General features: G+C 70.7%; 17 protein-coding genes. 16 read left to right on the forward strand and 1 reads right to left on the reverse strand.

Annotation, left to right across the window (positions count from 1 at the left end; all coding sequences use genetic code 11):
• Positions 1-934: acyl-CoA carboxylase subunit beta (locus tag ACGFRF_RS36530; RefSeq protein WP_393747559.1), on the forward strand; the 934-nt coding region annotated here is incomplete at its 5' end.
• A 514-nt stretch (positions 935-1,448) separates the two neighbouring features.
• A complete protein-coding gene (locus tag ACGFRF_RS36535; RefSeq protein ID WP_393747561.1) occupies positions 1,449-2,279 on the forward strand; it encodes a BTAD domain-containing putative transcriptional regulator in 831 nt (276 codons plus the stop codon).
• A 952-nt stretch (positions 2,280-3,231) separates the two neighbouring features.
• On the opposite strand, the gene ACGFRF_RS36540 is transcribed toward ACGFRF_RS36535, so the two are convergent.
• A complete protein-coding gene (locus ACGFRF_RS36540; RefSeq protein WP_393747563.1) occupies positions 3,232-4,053 on the reverse strand; it encodes a BTAD domain-containing putative transcriptional regulator in 822 nt (273 codons plus the stop codon).
• 279 nt (positions 4,054-4,332) lie between these two features.
• Here ACGFRF_RS36540 and ACGFRF_RS36545 point away from each other — a divergent pair, with 279 nt between their 5' ends.
• The 14 genes from ACGFRF_RS36545 (at position 4,333) to metF (ending at position 20,619) form a co-directional block, all read left to right on the forward strand.
• Entirely contained in the window at positions 4,333-4,533 is a 201-nt protein-coding gene (locus ACGFRF_RS36545; RefSeq protein WP_393747565.1) for a hypothetical protein, read from the forward strand.
• Between the two features lie 115 nt (positions 4,534-4,648).
• Positions 4,649-5,650 (forward strand): BTAD domain-containing putative transcriptional regulator, encoded by a 1,002-nt coding sequence (locus ACGFRF_RS36550; RefSeq protein WP_393747567.1) that lies wholly within the window; start codon positions 4,649-4,651, stop codon positions 5,648-5,650.
• 243 nt (positions 5,651-5,893) lie between these two features.
• Entirely contained in the window at positions 5,894-6,904 is a 1,011-nt protein-coding gene (locus ACGFRF_RS36555) for an SRPBCC family protein (protein WP_393747706.1), read from the forward strand.
• A 248-nt stretch (positions 6,905-7,152) separates the two neighbouring features.
• A complete protein-coding gene (locus ACGFRF_RS36560) occupies positions 7,153-8,577 on the forward strand; it encodes a condensation domain-containing protein (protein WP_393747568.1) in 1,425 nt (474 codons plus the stop codon).
• Positions 8,578-9,376: 799 nt separating this feature from the next.
• Complete coding sequence (locus ACGFRF_RS36565) at positions 9,377-10,447, forward strand: type III polyketide synthase (protein WP_393747570.1); 1,071 nt, start codon at positions 9,377-9,379, stop codon at positions 10,445-10,447.
• Between the two features lie 30 nt (positions 10,448-10,477).
• Complete coding sequence (locus ACGFRF_RS36570; RefSeq protein WP_393747572.1) at positions 10,478-11,047, forward strand: cupin domain-containing protein; 570 nt, start codon at positions 10,478-10,480, stop codon at positions 11,045-11,047.
• A 5-nt stretch (positions 11,048-11,052) separates the two neighbouring features.
• Complete coding sequence (locus ACGFRF_RS36575) at positions 11,053-12,210, forward strand: DegT/DnrJ/EryC1/StrS family aminotransferase (protein ID WP_393747574.1); 1,158 nt, start codon at positions 11,053-11,055, stop codon at positions 12,208-12,210.
• Positions 12,207-13,202 (forward strand): class I SAM-dependent methyltransferase, encoded by a 996-nt coding sequence (locus tag ACGFRF_RS36580; protein ID WP_393747576.1) that lies wholly within the window; start codon positions 12,207-12,209, stop codon positions 13,200-13,202. Before ACGFRF_RS36575 ends, ACGFRF_RS36580 begins: the two co-directional genes overlap by 4 nt.
• Positions 13,203-13,235: 33 nt before the next feature.
• Entirely contained in the window at positions 13,236-13,847 is a 612-nt protein-coding gene (wrbA, locus tag ACGFRF_RS36585; protein ID WP_393747708.1) for an NAD(P)H:quinone oxidoreductase, read from the forward strand.
• 582 nt (positions 13,848-14,429) lie between these two features.
• Positions 14,430-16,016, forward strand: coding sequence for a class I adenylate-forming enzyme family protein (locus ACGFRF_RS36590; protein WP_393747578.1), 1,587 nt, complete (start codon positions 14,430-14,432; stop codon positions 16,014-16,016).
• A 59-nt stretch (positions 16,017-16,075) separates the two neighbouring features.
• Positions 16,076-17,149, forward strand: a complete 1,074-nt coding sequence (locus tag ACGFRF_RS36595; RefSeq protein ID WP_393747580.1) for a methyltransferase — start codon at positions 16,076-16,078, stop codon at positions 17,147-17,149.
• Between the two features lie 131 nt (positions 17,150-17,280).
• Entirely contained in the window at positions 17,281-18,507 is a 1,227-nt protein-coding gene (gene metK / locus ACGFRF_RS36600) for a methionine adenosyltransferase (protein ID WP_393747582.1), read from the forward strand.
• A 158-nt stretch (positions 18,508-18,665) separates the two neighbouring features.
• On the forward strand, positions 18,666-19,649 hold the full coding sequence (locus tag ACGFRF_RS36605) for a carbohydrate kinase family protein (RefSeq protein WP_393747584.1): 984 nt from the start codon (positions 18,666-18,668) through the stop codon (positions 19,647-19,649).
• Between the two features lie 103 nt (positions 19,650-19,752).
• Positions 19,753-20,619, forward strand: a complete 867-nt coding sequence (metF, locus tag ACGFRF_RS36610; protein WP_393747586.1) for a methylenetetrahydrofolate reductase [NAD(P)H] — start codon at positions 19,753-19,755, stop codon at positions 20,617-20,619.
• Positions 20,620-20,668 lie beyond the last annotated feature (49 nt).

The following is a 20,668-nucleotide window of genomic DNA, read 5'->3' on the forward strand; positions in this document are numbered from 1 at the left end:
GGAGATCACCCAGAACGGCCTGGGCGGCGCCGACGTGCACGCCGAGACCTCCGGTGTCTGCCACTTCGCCTACGACGACGAGGAGACCTGCATCGAGGAGGTGCGCTACCTGCTGTCGCTGCTGCCGCAGAACAACCGCGAGTATCCGCCCCACGGACCGAGTACGGATCCGCCGGCGCGACGTTCGGACGTACTGCTGGACCTCGTGCCGGCGGACGGCAACCGGCCGTACGACATGACGAAGGTCATCGAGGAGATCGTCGACGACGGCGAGCACCTGGAGGTCCACGAGCGCTGGGCGCGCAACATCATCTGCGCGCTGGCCCGGCTGGACGGCCAGGTCGTCGGCATCGTCGCCAACCAGCCGCAGACCCTGGCCGGTGTCCTGGACATCGAGGCGAGCGAGAAGGCCGCCCGGTTCGTCCAGATGTGCGACGCGTTTAACATCCCCATCGTGACGCTGCTGGACGTCCCCGGGTTCCTCCCCGGTGTGGACCAGGAGCACGGCGGGATCATCCGGCACGGCGCGAAGCTGCTGTACGCCTACTGCAACGCCACCGTGCCCCGCATCTCGGTCATCCTGCGCAAGGCGTACGGAGGTGCCTACATCGTCATGGACTCGCAGTCCATCGGCGCGGACCTCACCTACGCCTGGCCGACGAACGAGATCGCCGTGATGGGCGCGGAAGGCGCCGCGAACGTCATCTTCCGCCGGCAGATCGCCGAGGCCGACGACCCCGACGCGACGCGGGAGCGCATGGTCAAGGAGTACAAGGCGGAGCTGATGCACCCCTACTACGCGGCCGAACGCGGCCTGGTGGACGATGTGATCGACCCCGGCGAGACCCGTGAGGTGCTGATCCGTTCCCTCGCGATGCTCCGCAGCAAGCACGCCGACGTTCCCTCGCGAAAGCACGGCAACCCGCCGCAGTAGCGGAGCGCTGCTGGGCAGGTCGCGACCGGCGGACGGCACCGGGAAGGCGTGCCCAGAAACCGGGACAGCCGTTCCGACACTCGGAAGCAAACAGACCGACAGGTTTTCCTTACCCTGGCTTCAGGGCGTCTTTGCGGCTGGGTTCAGCCGCCGGCCACGGGTCGTCGTGGCCCCTCCCGCCGGGGCGCGCTGCGGGAGGGGCCACTGCACATTTTCAGCCCGCCCAATCCGGACTTCCGTTGGCGTCTTGTTTTCGCTGCTCCGCGCGTTGCGGAAGCGGAATGTGAGGCTCACCCTGCGGTTTCTCCTGGCCGGGTCGGGAGACGGGCGAACGCTCGTTTGATACGGCTGACCAAAAATCGCCGCTTCAGGAGTGCTGGGGGCGTCTTGGATTGACAAACCGACTGTGCTGTTTTTTTATCGGGGGGTCCAGTTGCGAGGCGGAGCACCGGGCCCCGGCGGCGGAAGCGCACAGGCCGAGTACCGGTCTCCAGCCTGAACTCATGGGGGAAATGTGGACATCAATGTGCTGGGCCCGCTATCAGTGCGCGAGAACGGGGTGTCGGTCGTACCGACGGCGCCCAAGCCGCGGCAGGTCCTGGCCCTGCTCGCCCTGCACGCCGACCAGGTGGTCTCCGTGAGCGCTCTGGTGGAGGAGCTGTGGGGAGGCAAGCCGCCGCGCAGCGCGCGCACCACTCTGCAGACCTATGTGCTGCAACTCAGGGAGCTGATCGCCGAGGCGCTCGCCCACGGGGCGAACGAGCGGTGCACCGCCAAGGACATCCTCGCCACCGTCCCCGGCGGCTACCGCCTGGAGACGCGGGGCGGGAGCGTCGACTTCCGGGAGTTCGAGCGGGGCGCGGGCGCCGGTTACCGAAGCATGGACGCCGAGGACTACACCGGCGCGGCCCGTCGGCTGGCCGACGCGCTCTCGCTGTGGACCGGGCCCGCGCTCACCGACATCCAGGCCGGCCTCCGGATCGACATGGAGGCCAGGCGGCTGGAGGAGGCGCGGTTGTGCGCGCTCGACCAGCGCATCGAGGCGGACCTGCGGCTGGGCCGTCACCGCGAGCTGCTGCCCGAGCTGACGGTGCTGGTGAACCAGTACCGGATGCACGAAAGCCTGCACGGGCAGTTCATGCTGGCCCTGCACCGCTCGGGCCGGCGCGGCGAGGCGCTCGACGCCTACCGGCGGCTGCGCACCACGCTCGTCTCCGAGCTGGGCCTGGAGCCGTCCGCCGCGCTCAGCCGGCTGCAGCGCTCGATCCTGATGGCCCGCCCCGAGAACTCGGCGGCAACGGCGCCGAACGTCGCGGGCCACAGCCTGGTCGCCCGCACGGTCTGACACCCCACCTCCCCTGGCCCACCTTGACCGAGCGGGCCGGGGGAGTGGCATGTGCCGGCGGGCCACGGGTTCCGGATGCCCTCGTCCGGCCGGGTGCCGGGGCACCGGTGACGGCCACCATCGTCGGCTGCGGTGCCGGGCACCCGAGAACGGAAGACCCCCACCGGACCGCGAGGCCGGGTCTCGACGCCAGGGCCCCGGACACCGTCGCCCGTCCGCTGCCGTCGATGCTCAGGCTCCGGCGGGTGTGCACCGCGCCCAGTCAGTGAGGTACTCGCAACGGCTGCCCTCGGCCGGTGCCGGCCACGCGCTCGCCTCCTGGTCGGCTTCGGCCCGACCGGCGGCTACGGACACCACGACCAGCGCACGGCCGTCACCGAAGTCACCGGCGCACGCCTCTCGCTCCGTGGCTGAGCGGGCGTGGGCGTGGTGTGCTGGGCTCGGCATCGTGCGTCGGTGTGCGTCGCTCGTTTCGTGGCTGAGCGGGCGTTGGGGTGGTCGGGGTGGGCCGGGCGCCGTGCGTCGGTGTGCGTCCCTCGCTCCGTGGCTGAGCGGGCGTTGGCGTCGCCGGGGTGGGCCCGGTATCGCGCGTCGGTGTGCGTCTCTCGTTCCGTGGCTGAGCGTGCCTCGGTGTGTTCCGTGTGGGCCCGGCAGTGCCCGGGTGGGCGGGGCCGGGCGGGCGATCGGGGCCGGACGCCGCTCGCGGCGCGATCCGCACGGGCGCCCGTGCCCGACGCTCCCCACCGCTCTCCCTGGGCTCGACCTCACCCTTCGGCCGCGACCCGGACGACGGGCCGGCACGGCCGGCGGGCGGCGCGCCCCCGCCGCGCGCAGCCCGGTCGCCGTGTGTCGGCACGGAGGTCCGCAAGGGGATGCGGTGGTGCTGTGACGGCGAGGGACGGACCGGCCGTCCTGCGGGCGAGGGGCCGGACCTCGCCGCGCGCTGTCGGCATCAGGCGGCGTACAGATCGAACGTGGACGTACGGCGCGGGCTCGCGACGACGTCCAGGCGCGGGTCCACCGAGAGCATCGCCTGGTGCATGCGCTGGAGCTGCGGGGAGGGCTCCACACCGAGTTCATCGATGAGGCGCTGACGCAGCCGGCGGTAGACGTCGAGCGCCGCGGCCTGCCGACCCGAGCGGTACAGGGCCACCATCGCCTGCGAGTGCAGCCCCTCGTGCTGCGGATGACGGGCGATCAGGTCGGTCAGCTCCGGAATGAGCTCGACATGCCGGCCCAGCCGGAGCTCGGCGTCGATACGGCGCTCCCGGGCGACCAGACGGCTCTGTTCCAGCCGCATCACCTCCACCTCCAGCACCGGCCCGAGCCGGACGTCGACCAGCGCCGGCCCCTCCCACAGGTCAAGTGCCTCGCGCAGCAGGGAGGCCGCGGCGGCGTCCTCGCCGTCCTCGAACGCCTGCCGGCCCTCGGTGACCAGACGCTCGTAGCGGTTGACGTCGACCGCCTGGGCGGGAATCTGCAGCAGATAGCCGCCGTAGCGAGTGGCGAGCACGTCCTTGGCCGAGCCCGGTACGTCCGGGCCCATGGCGGTGCCCAGCAGGCGGCGCAGTTGGAGGATGTACGTCTGGAGCGTCGTCAGCGAACTCTGCGGCAGCTCGGTGGCCCAGATCTCCTCCATGAGGGTGGGCACCGGCACTACCCGGCCCGGATTGAGGGCGAGCAGCGCCAGGATCTGGCGGGGCTTACCCGCGGTCGGGACGATCGAGATTCCGTTCACTTCCGCGTTCAGCGCACCCAGAACTTTTATGTTCATTCTTCCTCCGTACCGTTTTCGGTGTCGTCGGTCGCCGCGTTGACGAGGCTTCAGATGGTGGCTTCCACAGTGATTCTCCGGCGCTTTTCGCGGGTCAGTTGCGAGAGAGGCTGCAGCTTCCGTCGAGATGCGTGCGAGGCGGTGTCGAGCCGTTCTCTAGCGGCCTCCCACGACCAGCGCTGACGGACCGCTGACGTCTCGCTGACGAGGCCTCGGCGCGCTGGTGATGCGTGCTCGGACATCTGTTCCGGCCGGGCGTGTGCTGCTACCTTTCCGGCCATGGCGACGGAAACGAAGCGTTCAACCGCCTATCGCGACGGGGACCCCCTCATCATGGGACTGCTCGCCCGTCTGGGCCCGACGGGCGGGGGTGACTTCTTGCCGGACCTGCCGGGCCGGAACCTGCTCGCCCTGCTGGGCCGTTATCACCGGCGCCCGGTGCGGGTGGGCTTCCCGGAGCCGGCCGCCGAACGCACTTGACGTCCTCTGGAGAAGCAATCCACGCGGACCCGTGAACCGCTGGTGAATCCTGCGCTGTGTAAGCGTGCCGACTACCGTGCCGAGAACTCTTTGTATATTCCCGTGCGAGGACGGCATGGAATTTCGGATTCTGGGTCCCGTGCAGATCTGCGATGCCCGCACCGGTCTGCGGATCGTGCCCGTGGGCGCCAAGCAGCGCGCCCTGCTCGGCGCTCTCGTGGCGAAGGCCGGCCAGGTCGTGCCCGCCGGCCGTCTCGTCGACGAGCTGTGGGGCGAGGACCCGCCGGCGAACGCGGCCAACGCCCTGCAGGCCCATGTCGGCCGGCTGCGCCGGCTGGTGCCGGTGCCCGCGCCCGGCTCGGGCGAACGGCACCGCGAGTGGCTGGTGACCCAGCCCACCGGATACCAGCTGCGCCCGGGTGACCTCGACGCCGACGTCGACGCACGCCGCTTCACGCGCCTGGTAGCGGAGGGCCGGGCGCTGCTCATCACCGACCCCGCCCGCTCGGCCGGCGTGTTGCGTGAGGCACTCGGACTGTGGCGGGGTGCGGCGCTGGAGGGCAGCGGCCGGGGCGCCATCTGCTCGGCGGAGGCGGCCCTGCTGGAGGAGGGCAGACTCGTCGCCCTGGAGGCCCTGTACGACGCGAGCCTGCGTGCGGGCTCCGCGCGTGAGATCACCGGCGAGCTGGAGGAGCTGACGATCGCCCATCCGCTCCGGGAGCGGTTCTACGAGCTGCTGATGACCGCTCTGTACCGAGGCGGCCGGCAGGCGGAGGCCCTCCTGACGTACGAACGGGCCCGCCGCAGGCTCGTACACGACCTGGGCGTCGAACCGGGGCCCGCGCTGCGCTGCCGGATGCAGTCGATCCTGCACCAACGGGACTTCGACGCGGAGCTCGCCGGACCGGCGGGGCTCGAGACGCGGCGGCCGGAGACCGACCCCTCCGGTGTGCCGGGCGGACCGTCGGGGGTCACGCGGACCGACGAGACCGACGTCCGGCTGCTGCGGGACGAGATCGCCTGGCTGCGCCGCCATGTCGAGCGGCTCGCCCGGGAACAGCAGGATCTGCTCAGCCGCCTCGACCGGCTCACGCCGCGGGAGGCGTCGGCCCTGTAGCGCGGTTCCCGGCGTCAGGGCCGTGGTCGAGGGCCATGGACCCGGCCGCCCGCACAGGACGCGGGGCCGACGGTCGCGTCGGTGTCGAGCGTGTCTCGAGTGCGGCCCATGTCGCACTCGAGTTGGTTCGGGCAGTATTGGTCGACCATCAGCGAAGCCTCGCCGGATCGGCTGTCCGCACCCACGGCAGATGTCGGCCGACCCTGGGCCGTGCCGTACGAGGACACCGGTCGGCACGCGCCGATGTGCGGGACGTCGGCGCGGCGCAGGCAGCCGCGGTATCACAAGGGGGGCTGGAGATTGTCGGTTGCGCGAGTGCACCGCGTGGTCTCGGAGGTGACCACATCGGCCCCGGCCGGAGTGCTGTACGGGCTGATCGCCGATGCCACCCAGTGGCCGCTGTTCTTCCGGCCCTGTGTGCACGTGGAGCGGCTCGGCTTCGACGGCGCCCATGAGCGCCTGCGGACCTGGGCCATGACGGAGGGACAGGTCTCCTCCTGGGTGTCCACCCGTGACCTGGACGTCGGACGCCGTTGCGTGACGTTCCGCCAGGACCTCACGGACGCTCCGGTCGCGTCGATGAACGGCATGTGGGCGGTACGCCCGCTGGGCGACCGCTGCCAGGTGGTGCTGGAGTACCAGTTCACCGTGCCCGGGGACGCGCCCGCCGAGGTGGCCTGGACGGAGCGGGTCACCCGCGCCAACGGCCAGGCGCAGCTCGACCAGCTGGTCTGGGTCGCCGAGCGCTGGCCCCGGCTGGACGAACTCGAGCTGGTCCTCGAGGACACCGTGCGTTTCGAGGGCTCCGCCGACGCGGCCTTCGACTTCCTCTACCGGGCCGAGGACTGGACCGCCGGCCTGCCGCACGTGCGCAGCGTGCGGCTGGCGGAGAGCAAGCCGGGCGTCCAGGTCATGCGGGTGGACGGTCTCGCCGGCGACGGCGGCGCGCACCACACCGAGTCGGTCCGCATCTGCTTTCCCGGCGCCGGTCGGCTCGTCCACAAGGAGACCGTCACCTCCGCCCTGCTGTCCGCGCACACCGGCGAGTGGTCGGTCGAGCCCGACGAGTCGGGCGTCAACCTCACCGCCCGGCACCATGTGCTGCTGCGGGAGGAGGCCATCGCCGACGTCCTGGGCGAGAACGCGACCTTGGCGGACGCGCGCCGGCACGTGCGCGAGGAACTGAGCCGTCAGGACCACCTCGTGCTGCGCCAGGCGATTCGGCACGCCGCGGGTGCGGTACGGGTGCTGTGACGGCCGGCGGCTCGCCGGGACGGCGGCCACGGCTCCCCGGCACCGGAGCCGTCGCCCGGCCGATGCCTTCGGCGGGCGGCCCCGGCCGTCGCCCAGGTCGTCGCGAGCGGATCTCGAGCCGTGTGAACACGCCGTCAGGCCCTTGACAGCGGGCTCCGGCACGGTATCGCCCGGTGTGCCGCGTCCCGGCATCCCTGTGGCCTGCGGTCCTGTCCGGGATGAGACAGCGACGGCGAGGAGGACGAGACATGGCGAGGTCGAGCCGGTGGCGCCGTGTACGGATCCGTACCGATCGCCGTGCAGCGGTGCCCGCCGACGCGTCACGGCTGTCCGTGCCCGTGACCGGCCGGCGCTACGAGGCGTTGCTCGATTCCGCCGTGAACCGGTGCACGGGCCGGCATGTGGAGCAGGTCTGGTGGCGCTGGTACGGACCGCTGGACACGGAGAGGTTCGCCGCCGCCTGGCAGTCCGTCACGGACAGGGAAGCGATCCTGCGAGCGGCCTTCGAGCGGAAGCCGAGTCCGCACATCGTCTTCCATCCGCACGCCCGCAACCGGGTGACACGGCATCCCGCGGGCACCGTCGACTGGGACGAGCTGCTGGACCGGGACCGGCTGCACGGCTTCGACGTCAGCCGCCCCGGTCCGCTGCGCGTCACCCTCGTCGACACCGAGGCACCGCACAGCACCCGGGTCCTGCTCACCTTCCACAACGGGCTGCTGGACGCCCGCAGCGTGTCCGTCCTGCTGAACGAGTTCAGCCGTGCCTACCTCGCGGGCGGTGTGCTGCCCGGCGGCGAACGCCGGCCGGACATCCGTGACTGGGTGTGCTGGCTGGAACGTCAGGACACCGTCCCGGCACAGGACTTCTTCAGCCGGGCCCTGCCCGGCGGCGCCCCCGCCGTCCTGCCCCTGCTGCCCGGCCCCCGAACCCGGCAGCACGGACGCGGCCGGGCCGTGGCCCGGCTGACCGCCACCGAGGCGGACCGACTGCACCGGTGGGCGGCCACGCGGGGCCTGCCGGACTCCAGCGTGGTGCACGCCGCGTGGGCGCTGCTCCTGTACCGCGCGGCGAACGCGACCGGCCCCGTCCCGGTGAGCTTCGGCATCACCGTGTCCGGGCGGGGTATCGCCCTGGACTGCGCCGAGCGGCTGGTGGGCCCGCTGCGCGCCTGCCTGCCGGTGACCGTCCTGGTCGACCCGGCCTGGTCGATCAGCCGGCTGCTGGATGTCCTGCGGGACCGGGTGCTGGACATGGCGGTCTACGAATGGGTCTCCCAGGGGCAGATCCAGGAGTGGACCGGCCGCCCGACCCCGGTGCCGCAGAGCCTGGTCTCCGTGGAGCCCACCCCGTGCTGGCCCGCCGACCTGCGAGCCCAATTGGCCGTCAACGGCATTCACTTCGGGCCACAGCACGTCGACGGCGCGTACCCCGCCCTGCCGGTCGCCCTGCTCGTCCGGGGCGGCGCCGACGGCTCGCGGACCCTGGCCGCAGTCCACGACAGGGCCCGCGTCTCCGACGCCGACGCGCGTCTGCTGGTCGACCAGTGCGTCCGGCTGCTGCTCCACCTGCCCACCCTCGACGGCTCCGAACCGGTCACCGAGGTGCTGGGCCGATTCGGCGCGGACGAACCGCCCCGCGCCGCCCCGGCACGGCCCGACACGGGGTACTGACGGGTCCGGGGCGCGCCCGCGGGCTCGGCGCCCCTCCGTCCGAGGCGGACGCGAGCCGCCGTCCATGCGCCCACGAGCCGCCTTCGAACCGTGGGCCGTCCGCCGTCGACCGGCTGTCGACCTGCGCTCCACCCCGCCCTGAGCGGTCCACTGCCCCGACCCGATGCCGGGCATGGCAGCGCTGTGCCGCCGCCGGGGCGCGGGCCGCACCTGTCCTCCCTCACTCAGATGTGAGAGGGGAGGTCACTACCCCCACAGGGCCCCTCCGGCATGCGCGTTCGCGCGCCTCGCACGGGTACGTGAACGCGCTTGGCCCGGAGTCACGCCGAAGGGATCCACCGTGCGCCGCGGAGAGAGAGTCCGCCTACAGTGTGACCTGGGTCACTCGATGATGTGCTTGGCGCGGGGGCTCCACCCGTGTCACGATTTCCGCACACCTTCCCTGCCCAAAAACAGCCGCAAGGCAGTGGATTGACTTCTCTCCGCCGGTCCCCACAGGCGAGACCGAGCCTCTGTGATCCACGGCAGCCGGCTGCATTTTCCGAGCAGCTGAAGTCCCTTCCCGCAAAAGACAGGCACAACTCGCCGTCGACGTTTCCCGTCTGACCGGCCGCCACGACATGGCATCGGTTCGACCGGCAGTTGTGCCTGCCCGCCGGGCTCATCGGCGGGCATGTCAGGCCACCGTGAAGAACCTCGTCAACAACCACACCGAGGGATGGCGGGCGAAGGCGACCTGCCATCAGCTCAACGCCCCACTGCCCTTGCTGTCGAGACTCCAAAGAAGTGGATGCCAGATATGCCGAGGCTATGCAAGCCGGCGATGAATGCGCCTGAACACATCATCACTGTGGAAGAGACTCTGGAATTCGCCGAAAGAGCACATGCCGGCAAGCCGCAGCTTGCTCTGGCGCTTCGCCTGATCCGGAACACGGGCGTCAAGAAGCGGCACATCGTCCAGCCCATCGAGAAGACGCTCCACCACCCGGGCTTCCAGGAGCGCAACCGCGTCTACGAGCTCGAGTCGAAGAAGCGCACGCCCCAGGTCATCGAGCAGGCACTGGCCAACGCCGAGCTGAGGGCCCGTGACATCGACGCGATCATCTACGTGTCGTGCACCGGGTTCCTGATGCCGTCGCTGACCGCATGGCTGATCAACAAGCTGGGCTTCCGCTCCGACACCCGGCAGATACCCATCGCCCAGCTGGGCTGCGCGGCGGGCGGAGCGGCGATCAACCGGGCCCACGACTTCTGCATGGCCCACCCCGGCAGCAACGTCCTGATCGTCTCCTGCGAACTGTGCTCGCTGTGCTACCAGCCCGACGCGGACGACATCGGCTCGTTGCTGTCCGACGGCCTGTTCGGGGACGCGGTCGCCGCCGCCGTGGTACGAGGCGAAGGCGGCGTCGGCATCGACCTGGAGCGCAACGCCTCCTACCTCATCCCGGACACCGAGGACTGGATCTCCTACGCCGTCAAGGACACCGGCTTCCACTTCCAGCTGGACCGCCGCGTGCCCGGCACGATGGAGCCGCTCGCCCCGGTCCTGCGCGAGCTGGCCAAGGACCACAGCTGGGACGCCGGCAAGCTCGACTTCTACATCATCCACGCCGGCGGTCCGCGCATCCTCGACGACCTCGCCAAGTACCTCGAAGTCGACCGCGACGTGTTCCGCCACAGCTGGTCGACCCTGAGCGATTACGGCAACATCGCCAGCGCCGTCGTGCTCGAGGCCGCCCGCAGGCTGTTCGAGGAGGACACCCCGGCGCCCGGTGCGACCGGTCTGATCGCGGGCTTCGGTCCAGGCATCACCGCCGAGATGGCGCTCGGCACCTGGGCGGCCGACGGCGTCCCGCAGACCTTCGCCTGAACCCACGCGCGCACAAAGGAAGCGGAGCATATGACCGACCTCATCATCCCGGCCGGTGTCGGGCGAAAGCTGGTCACCCCGGCGCAGGAGGTGACCTTCAAGGCCACGAAGGAGATGGGATCCTCCATATCGATCTTCGAGGTGGTCGTCCCGCCCGGATTCGACGTCGGGGCGCACGTCCACAACCACTCCCAGGAGTTCTTCTACGTCCTGGAGGGCGAGCTGGACCTGCTGTGCTTCGAACCGACCGAGCGCACGGCGGACACCTGGCACCACTGGGAGTCGCCCAAGGGCGACCGCGTCGTCCGCGCCGGTGAGGGCAGCTGCATGTTCGTACCCCCCGGCACCCCGCACGCGTTCCGGAACGCCACGGACAAGCCGGTGAAGATGCTCTTCCAGAGCTATCCCTCGCCCGAGCACGAGGCCTATTTCGAGGAGATCGCCGAGATCTGGTCGCGCGGTACCGCGGTGGACCCCGATGCCGTGGAGGCGATGCGTCAGCGGTACGACGTCAGCCAGATCACACCGCTGCGCTTCCAGCCGCCGTCGAGCACCCGGATTCCCAGCCAGGAAACGCACGCGAAGCGGAGCGAGAGGTGACCGCGATGGAACCGATTCCCCTGGTCCACGCCAGCCTGGGGGAGCAGGAACTGGCAGCCGTCGCGGAGGTGTTCGCCTCCGGCTGGCCGGCCGGGCAGGGCCCGAAGGGCAAGGCCCTGGAGGCCCAGCTGGTCCAGAGGTACGGGGTCGGTGACGCCGTCGCGCTGTGCAATGCGGGCGCCGCGCTCCATGTGTCCCTGCTCGCGCTCGGGGTGAAGCCGGGCGACGAGGTGATCGTCGCCGACTACGGGTTCCCGGCGCCCGCCCATGCCGTGCGCTACCTCGACGCCGTCCCGGTCTGCGCCGACGTGCGTGCCGACACCGGCACCATCGACCCGCAGGCGGTGGCCGACCTGATCACCCCGCGCACCGTCGGTGTGATCGCGGTGGACACGGTCGGCATCCCCGCCGACTATGTCGAACTGCAGGCGATCGCCGACCGCCACGGCCTGTTCCTCGTCGAGGACGCCGCCTGCGCCGTCGGCGCGAAGTACCAGGGGCGCGAGGCGGGCGCGCTCGCCGAGGTGGGCGTCCTGTCCTTCCACGGGCGCAAGGGAGCCAGCAGCGGTGAGGGCGGTGCGCTGCTCGCCGCCGACCCGAGGATCGGCGCGGACGCGCGGCTGCGCGCCTCCTTCGGCATCGGCAGCATCTTCGACATGGGGAAGGTCGTCGGCCTGCCCATCCCGGAGTTCACCGAGATCGGCTACAACTACAAGCTGTCCGACATCGCCGCCGCGATCCTGCGGGTGCAGCTGGGCCGGATCGACGAACTGCTGGCGCGCCGCGACGCCGTCGCCCGGCAGTACGGCGAACTGCTCGCCGACGAGGAACTGCTGACGGTGCCGTACGTGCCGGAGGACCGTACCCACGCCTGGCAGACGTACATGGTGACGCTGGACCCGAGCGTGGACCGCGCGGCCGTCGCCACCGAGCTGCGCGCCAAGGGCATCGGCTGCGGACACGGCACGTTCGCGACCCATGTTCAGCCCGTGTTCGAGTCGAAGCACACGTGCCCGGTCTCGGCGGACCTCTTCCAGCGCCAGCTCGCCATACCCATGCACGCGGAACTCAGCACCAACCAGGTCGAACGGGTCGTGCATGCCCTGCGCAGCGCGATCCGGACCCACTCGGTGCCCACTCGCAGCCTAGGAGGGGCAGCATGACGGACAACCAGCCGGCACCGGACGGCGTACTGCGGCTGATCAACGGTTACTGGGCCACCGGGGTCGTCGGCGCGGCGGCCGCCCACTCGCTCTTCACCCACCTCGAAGACGGGGCGGACACGGCCGCGAAGCTGGCCGATCGCGCCGAGATCGCCGAGCGGGGCGCGCAGACCCTCCTCGACGGCCTCGTCAGCGTGGGCCTCGTCGAGTTGCACGAGGGCCGGTACCGCAACACGCCCGAGGCGTCCGCCTACCTGGTCGAGGGCAAGCCCACCTGCCTGAGCAGCTTCGCCACGCTGAAGCTGAAGCACATGGGCGGTCTGGCCGCACTGCCGGACGTGGTCCGCGCCGGGGGACCGGTGAAGGACCCGACGACCGAGGTGGCCGACAACCCGCACTGGGAGGAGATCGTTCCGGCCATCGCCGCGCAGTCGGTTCCCGCCGCCACGACCGCCGCCGAGGTGCTGGGACTGGCCGAGGCCGGTGAGATCTCGATCCTCGACGTCGGCGGTGGTTCGGGCATCTACTCGGCCATCTGGCTCGAGGCCAACCCGGCCGCCCGCTCGACCCAGCTCGACTGGGAGCCGATCAACGTGATCGCCCGCCGGCTGCTGGCGGAGCGCGGCGTGGCCGACCGGTTCACCACGATCGACGGTGACTTCCACACCACCGACTTCGGCACCGCGAAGTACGACGTCGCGTTGTACTCCCACATCGCCCACCAGGAGGGGCCGGACGGCAACGTGGCGGTCTTCGCCCGGCTCCGGGACGCCCTGAAGCCCGGCGGTGCCCTGGTGGTCTGCGACTACGTCGTCGACGACGATCGCAGTGGTCCGGCTTTCCCATTGATCTTCGCCGCGGAAATGCTGCTCAAGAGCAAGCAGGGCGGCACCTGGCGGCGGTCCGAGTACCACGACTGGCTCGGCAAGGCCGGCTTCAAGGATGTCTCCTTTCATTCGGCGCCGCCCGCCACCTTGGTCATCGCTCGTTAGACACGTCAGGTAGCAAGCGAGAGAAGGAAACCGATCGTGGAATCCGTGAACGTAGCGATCATCTACTACAGCTCCACCGGCACCATCCACGCGCTGGCCAAGGCCGCCGCCGAGGGGGCGGAGAAGGCCGGCGCCACCGTGCGGCTGCGCAAGGTCGCCGAGACGGCCCCGCCGGAGGCGATCAACGCCAACCCGGCGTGGGCGCAGCACGTGCAGGAGAGCGCGGACGTCGAGGAGGTCGTCCACGACGATCTGGCCTGGGCCGACGCGGTGCTGTTCGGCACTCCGACCCGTTACGGCAATCCGGCCAGTCAGCTCAGGGCGTTCATCGACACCACCGGTCCCCTGTGGTTCCAGGGCAAGCTCGCGGACAAGGTGTACTCGGCGTTCACCGCCTCCAACACCGCCCACGGCGGCCGGGAGTCGACGATCCTGGCGCTGAGCAACACCTTCTACCACTGGGGCGGCATCATCGTCCCGCCCGGCTACACCGACCCGATCCAGTTCCAGACGGGCACCCCCTACGGCACCTCCACCGGGGCGGGCACGCCGAGCGACGAGGTTCTGCAGGCGATCGGTTACCAGGCCCGGCGCGTCGCGGAGACCGCGGCGGCGCTGAAGGCAGGCCGCGCCGCCTCCTCTTGACGATCTGCGGGTGACGCCGCTTCGGACGACGTCACGGCGCAGACCGAAGCCACCGTCGCAGCGGCGGTCCCTGGCATCCGTGCCCGGGGCCGCCGCTGCGGCCGTTTCGACGAGGTCCCGCGCCCGTCCGTATCCGGCACCTGACAAGGCCCCGCGCGGCCGGGCACACCTGCTCCCGCGCGTGAGGCACGTGCGGCCGCCTCCCAGGAGAACCCTCACCAACCGCGCTCTCGGAACGGCCTGGTCCTGTCCACGGCCATCGGCATCACACCACGTCAGCCGCTGTCGGCGGCCGCGGGTGCGGTGCGGCTGAGGACCGGCGCAGCCCTCACGCACTTCCTCCGCCGAGGTCCCCACTGCTTCCGACGAGCCGGCGCCGTCGCGGACTTCGGCGCAGTTGTGCGGTGCGGCGCTCCGAGCAGCTCTGCTCCTGGACGGGCCGACCGCCCCGGACGCGGTCCGCCGACCCATCGCTCCGCAAGGCCGACGCGTCCTCGGCGCGCGCCCTATGCGTCCCCCGGCACCCGCACCGAGCCGGTGACAGCCCGCATGTCCATCGATCACCGTAAAGGAGACAGCCCGATGAAGGGCTCCGTGGCCTATCAATCGATACAGAAGCGCGGTCTTCACATCGGCCTGCTGCCGGCGATGGCCGCGGCCGTCAATGGGGCGACGCCGATCACCCTCGATCACGATCTGGACGTTCTTCCCGAGGAAGGCCGGCACCTGACGGTCTCCCGGCTCGCCGAACTGGTCGACGACCTTGCGGCTCGCCTCTGGGCGGCCGGTGTGCGGCCCGACGAGCACATCGTGCTCCACAAGAAGGCGAACGCCGATGTGTGGGTGCTGGCCTGTGCCGCGTCCCGGATCGGCGCAGTGCCGGTGATGCTCTCGCCCAGCCTGGACGCGGCGACCGTCGGCGCCCTGCTCGAGCGGGTCGACCGGCCCAACCTGCTCACCGACGAACACAAGCTCGATGCGCTGGCCGAGCTGGAACTGGCCGAACTGACCCGGCGCGTGATCATCGTGTCCGGTGAGCGGCCGCGGACCGTATCGCTCGGCACCCTCGCCGGGTCGCCCCGGGTCAAGCCGGTGGTGCGGCCCATCGACGAGGCCGCCGTGATCACCCACACCTCCGGCACCACCGGGCTGCCCAAGCTGGTCGTGCACACGCCCCGCACCCAGGGCATCCGGCTCAAGCCGCAGTGGCGGCTGCTCTCCCTCATGCGCAAGCGGGAGAACGTCGCGATCCACATCCCCTTCGTGCACTCCCGGAACGTCGCGGCGATGGCCCTGGCCCTCCTGAAGGAGATGCCGGTGCTGCTCATGAACGAGTCGGACCCCGACACGGTCGCCGAGCTGTTCCTCGAGAACCGGCCCGGGCTCGTCGAGGCGCTGCCCAATTCGCTGATGGCGTGGGAGGGCCTGGCCGACGACCCGCGCAGGCCCTTCGCCTCGGTGAAGTACTTCAGCAGCACCTTCGACGCGATCCACCCCGGGACGATGAGCCGGCTGCTGAAGTCGTCCGAGCGGCGGGGAGCGCTGTTCTTCCAGATCTACGGGCAGAGCGAGGTCGGGCCCGCCGTCGGCCGCGCCTACTTCCGCAACTCCGCCCACAAGACCAACGGCCGCTGCGTCGGCTGGCAGATGCCCGTGGGCTCGGCGAAGGTCCGCGTCGTCAGCCGCGACGGCAAGCGGCCGACCGAGCAGAACCCCGGCCGCATCGAGGTGTCCTGGCCCGGTCTGGCCAAGACGTACTTCGCCGAGCAGGAACGCTACGACAGCAACCGGAACGGCGACTGGTGGGGAACCGGGGACGTCGGCTACTTCACCAGGTTCGGCTGCCTGCACATGCTCGACCGCGAGGTCGACATGATCCCCGGGGTCCGCAGCTCCCTGGAGATCGAGGACCTCGTCCTGAGCAAGCTGCCGGAGCTGAGCGAGCTGGTCGTCGTCCACGGCGCCAACTCCGAGGCCGTACCGGTGATCTGCACCCACGGCGACCAGCCGCTGGACCTGGACCGCTGGCGCTCGGCCGTCGCCGGCTTCCCCCAGCTGGCCGACCCGGTCCAGATCCCTGAGGCCGAACTGCCGCGCACCGGCACCCTCAAGGTGCAGCGCCTGGCACTGGCCGACCGGCTCAAGGACCAGCTCGAGGACCGGGCGTGACCCATGACCAGCCGACCGCCACGGCGGTGGAACCCATCTACTCGAAAGAGACGAGTCCAATGACATCGGAAGCCACGCTCGCACGATTCCGTGAGTACATGGTGGGCCCCTCGCGGTTCATGACTCTGCTGTCCAGCTTCGAACTCGGCCTCGTCGACACGCTCCGTCAGACCCCGGGGCTGACCGCGGCCGAGCTGGGCAAGGCGGTCGGCGCCAAGGCGGACGCCGTGGAGCAGCTGCTTCTCCTGCTGGTCAAGGAGGGCTTCGTCGCGTACGACGAGGCGTCCGGTGGCTACACCCTCGACGCCCTCGCCGGTGTCGCCGAGAGCGATCTGAAGCGCGCGCTCGCCTACATGAACATGATCAAGGTGGTGGCGCTGCGGCAGCTGTTCTACCTCACCGACAGCACCCGGACCGGCACTCTCGTCGGCCTGAAGGAGCTGTACGGGGTGTCCGAGGGCACCCTGTACGGCGCGGTGGCGGAGCACCGTGACCTGCGGGACGCCTGGGCGAACCTGATGAACACGGTCACCGCCCACATCGACCCCTGGTTCTTCGCCAACGTCGACATCCCCGCCGGCGCCCAGGTGCTCGACCTCGCGGGCAACACCGGTCTCGGGGCCATCCACACCTACCGGCACAAGGCCTCTCCCGGGCTTCGGGTCACCACCTTCGACCTGCCGGAGAAGGAGAACGAGGCCCTGGAGAACTTCAAGGCGCACGGGGTGGCGGAGCACTGCTCGTTCATCGGCGGCGACGTCTTCGACGGAGTCCCCAAGGGCTTCGACATCGTGCTGATCAAACACTTCCTGGACATGTTCGACAAGGACGACGTGGTCAGGATCCTCAAGGGCGTCAACGAGTCCCTGGAGGTCGGCGGTCAGGTCAACATCATGGTGCCGGTGTACCCGGAGGACATCACGGACACCGACAACTACAACGTCGACTTCTTCCCGGCCTTCTTCATCGGCTGCGCCATGGGCCAGGGCGGCCCGCAGAAGCTGTCGACGTACCAGAGCTGGCTGGAGGAGTGCGGGTTCAAGGTGACGAAGGCGATCACCAAGGACGCCTCCGAGATCCCGCCGGACGTCATCCCGGTCCAGGCCATCCTGTCCGCGACCAAGGTCGCGTGACCGGCCGGGACCGTCCCCCTCCCAGCCCCCGGGGCGCCCGGACCGGCGTCCGGGCGCCCCGCCGGGGACCCTGACCGCCGCTGCATCTACGTGCGTCGACCTGTGACCACCCACTTATGCCTTGGAGTGCCATGTCCCGTCGCCTGTTCACCTCGGAATCCGTGACCGAGGGGCACCCCGACAAGATCGCCGACCAGATCAGCGACACGATTCTGGACGGGCTGCTGCGTCAGGACCCCGCCTCGCGCGTCGCCGTGGAAACCCTGATCACCACCGGTCAGGTGCACATCGCGGGCGAGGTGACCACCGCCGCCTACGCCGACATCGCCACCCTGGTGCGGGAGAAGATCCTCGACATCGGCTACGACTCCTCCGCCAAGGGCTTCGACGGCGCCTCCTGCGGTGTCTCCGTCTCCATCGGCGCGCAGTCCCCGGACATCGCGCAGGGCGTCGACACCGCCTACGAGTCCCGGGTCGAGCGTGCCGACGCAGAGGGCGACGTCGACGAACTGGACCGGCAGGGCGCGGGCGACCAGGGCCTGATGTTCGGGTACGCGACCAACGAGACGCCCGCCCTGATGCCGCTGCCCATCGAGCTGGCCCACCGGCTCTCTCGCCGGCTGACCGAGGTCCGCAAGGACGGCACCGTCCCCTACCTGCGTCCGGACGGCAAGACCCAGGTCACCATCGAGTACCTGGGCAACCGCCCGGTCCGCCTGGACACGGTCGTGGTCTCCTCGCAGCACGCGAGCGACATCGACCTGGACGGGCTGCTCACCCCCGACATCCGCCGGCACGTCGTCGAGCCCGTCCTGAGGCAGCTCGCCGATGACGGCATCAAGCTCGAGACCGACGACTACCGCCTGCTGGTGAACCCGACCGGCCGCTTCGAGATCGGCGGCCCGATGGGCGACGCCGGCCTGACCGGCCGCAAGATCATCATCGACACCTACGGCGGCATGGCCCGCCACGGCGGCGGCGCCTTCTCCGGCAAGGACCCGTCCAAGGTGGACCGCTCGGCCGCCTACGCCATGCGCTGGGTCGCCAAGAACGTCGTCGCGGCCGGTCTCGCCGAGCGCTGCGAGGTGCAGGTGGCGTACGCGATCGGCAAGGCCGAGCCGGTGGGTCTGTTCGTCGAGACGTTCGGCACCAACACCGTCGCCGTCGAGAAGATCGAGGAAGCCATCACCTCGGTGTTCGACCTGCGGCCGGCCGCGATCATCCGCGACCTGGACCTGCTGCGCCCGATCTACTCCCAGACCGCCGCCTACGGTCACTTCGGCCGTGAGCTGCCCGACTTCACCTGGGAGCGCACCGACCGCGCCGACGCCCTGCGCAAGGCGGCCGCGGCGAGCTGACGGCGCGCCGTCGCCGGCACAGTCCCCGGCGCACCGGCCGGCGGGGAGCGGTGGCCCCCCGTCCCACCGCTCCCCGCTGTTTTCCCCGCAAGCCCGGTCGTTCCCTCCGTCGACCCCGGCCCGGATCGTCCCGACCCGAGAACCAAGGAGAACGTGCTGTGCGTATCGCCGTGACCGGATCGATAGCGACCGACCATCTGATGGTCTTTCCCGGGCGCTTCGCCGAGCAGCTGATCAAGGACCAGCTGGAGCGGGTGTCCCTGTCGTTCCTCGCCGACCGGCTCGACGTGCACCGCGGTGGCGTCGCCGCCAACATCGCCTTCGGCCTCGGCCGGTTGGGACTCGACCCGGTCCTCATCGGCGCGGCGGGTCGGGACTTCGCCGAGTACGACGCCTGGCTGCGGGCGAACGGCGTCGACACCTCCGCGGTGCGGGTCAGCGAGACCCTGCACACCGCGCGTTTCGTCTGCACCACCGACCAGGACCAGAACCAGATCGCCACCTTCTACGCCGGCGCCATGGCCGAGGCCCCCCGCATCGACCTGGCCGAGATCGCCGAACGCACCGGCCGGCTCGCGCTCGTCCTGGTCGGCGCCGACGACCCCGCGGCCATGCTGCGGCACACCGTCACCGCCCACCGCCTCGGCATCCCTGTCGCGGCCGATCCCTCGCAGCAACTGGCCCGCCTCGACCGTGAGCAGGCCCGCCACCTGGTGGACGGGGCAACGTGGCTGTTCACCAACGAGTACGAGGCTGCCCTCCTGCTCGAACGCACCGGCTGGAGCGAGCAGGACCTCCTGGGCCGGGTGGGCACCTGGATCACCACGCTGGGCGCGGAGGGCGTGTCGCTGACCCGCTCCGACACGCCGCGGCTGCACGTCCCTGCCGTACCCACGGACCGCATCGCCGACCCGACAGGTGCCGGTGACGCCTTCCGCGCCGGTTTCCTCGCCGGGCTGGCCCGGGAGTTGCCGGCGGAGCAGGCCGCCCGGCTCGGCTGCGCGCTGGCCACCACCGTCCTGGAATCGGTCGGCACCCAGGAGTACAAGCTGCTCGCCGCCGACCTGGTCGCCCGCATCGGGCAGACGTACGGCGACGACGCGGCCCGCACCATCGAGCCCTGCCTGGCAGGTGGGTCGTGAGCAGGGATCACCACGAGGCGGGCCGGCTGCACCCCGAGCCGTCCACCGGCGCCGCCGTCCGCCACCACCCGGAAGCACACCAGAGCACCGCGGGAGGCCGTACGTGACGACGTTCTCCTTCGAGTTCTTCCCGCCGAAGACGGCCAAGGGGGAGCAGACGCTGTGGGCGGCGATCCGCCGGATCGAGCCGCTCAGGCCGGACTTCGTGTCCGTCACCTACGGCGCCGGCGGCTCCTCGCGGGACCGGACGGTGGCCGTCACCCGGCGCATCGCCGCCGAGACGACCCTGCGCCCCGTCGCCCATCTGACCGCGGTCGGCCACTCGGTGGCCGAACTGCGCCACATCATCGGCCAGTACGCGGACGCGGGCATCCGCGACGTGCTGGCGCTGCGCGGCGACCCGCCGGGAGACCCGAAGGGCGCCTGGACGGCACACCCACGGGGCTTCCGGTACGCGTACGAACTGGTCGAACTGGTCCGCTCGCTGGGCGACTTCAGGATCGGGGTGGCGGCGTTCCCCGAGAAGCACCCGCGTTCAGCGGACTGGGACTCCGACATCCGGCACTTCATCGCCAAGTGCAAGGCCGGCGCCGACTACGCCATCACGCAGATGTTCTTCCACGTGGAGGACTACCTGCGGCTGCGCGACCGGGTCGCCGCCGCGGGCTGTGACGTCCCGATCATCCCGGAGATCATGCCGGCCACCGACCACCGGCAGATCGCCCGCTTCGCCGAACTCTGCGACGCGGCATTTCCCGAAGAGCTCGCCGGTCGCCTGTACGCGGCCCGGAACAACCCGGAGGACGGCCACCGCGTCGGCGTCGAGTACGCCACCGCCATGGCCGAACGCCTCCTCACCGAAGGCGCCCCCGGCCTGCACTACATCACGCTCAACAAGTCCACGGCGGCCCTGGAAATCCACCGGAACGTGCTGAGTTCGCCGAGCAACAAGGTCCTCCATGCCTGCTGATTCTTGAACCGCGGATCTTTCGAGCGCCCTTGCTTATGAGGTGCCGATC

The organism is Streptomyces sp. NPDC048521 (genome assembly GCF_043199855.1).
Taxonomy (GTDB): Bacteria; Actinomycetota; Actinomycetes; order Streptomycetales; family Streptomycetaceae; genus Streptomyces.

What these genes read in the sequence shown, in the direction of transcription:
- ACGFRF_RS36580 (WP_393747576.1), top strand. Translation starts at nt 12,207, where the DNA reads ATGACGGACAACCAGCCGGCACCGGACGGCGTACTGCGGCTGATCAAC.
- ACGFRF_RS36570 (WP_393747572.1), top strand. Translation starts at nt 10,478, where the DNA reads ATGACCGACCTCATCATCCCGGCCGGTGTCGGGCGAAAGCTGGTCACC.
- ACGFRF_RS36560 (WP_393747568.1), top strand. Translation starts at nt 7,153, where the DNA reads ATGGCGAGGTCGAGCCGGTGGCGCCGTGTACGGATCCGTACCGATCGC.
- ACGFRF_RS36540 (WP_393747563.1), bottom strand. Translation starts at nt 4,053, where the DNA reads ATGAACATAAAAGTTCTGGGTGCGCTGAACGCGGAAGTGAACGGAATC.
- ACGFRF_RS36555 (WP_393747706.1), top strand. Translation starts at nt 5,894, where the DNA reads ATGTGCGGGACGTCGGCGCGGCGCAGGCAGCCGCGGTATCACAAGGGG.
- ACGFRF_RS36595 (WP_393747580.1), top strand. Translation starts at nt 16,076, where the DNA reads ATGACATCGGAAGCCACGCTCGCACGATTCCGTGAGTACATGGTGGGC.
- ACGFRF_RS36590 (WP_393747578.1), top strand. Translation starts at nt 14,430, where the DNA reads ATGAAGGGCTCCGTGGCCTATCAATCGATACAGAAGCGCGGTCTTCAC.
- ACGFRF_RS36545 (WP_393747565.1), top strand. Translation starts at nt 4,333, where the DNA reads ATGGCGACGGAAACGAAGCGTTCAACCGCCTATCGCGACGGGGACCCC.
- metK (WP_393747582.1), top strand. Translation starts at nt 17,281, where the DNA reads ATGTCCCGTCGCCTGTTCACCTCGGAATCCGTGACCGAGGGGCACCCC.
- ACGFRF_RS36575 (WP_393747574.1), top strand. Translation starts at nt 11,053, where the DNA reads ATGGAACCGATTCCCCTGGTCCACGCCAGCCTGGGGGAGCAGGAACTG.
- ACGFRF_RS36550 (WP_393747567.1), top strand. Translation starts at nt 4,649, where the DNA reads ATGGAATTTCGGATTCTGGGTCCCGTGCAGATCTGCGATGCCCGCACC.
- ACGFRF_RS36565 (WP_393747570.1), top strand. Translation starts at nt 9,377, where the DNA reads ATGCCGAGGCTATGCAAGCCGGCGATGAATGCGCCTGAACACATCATC.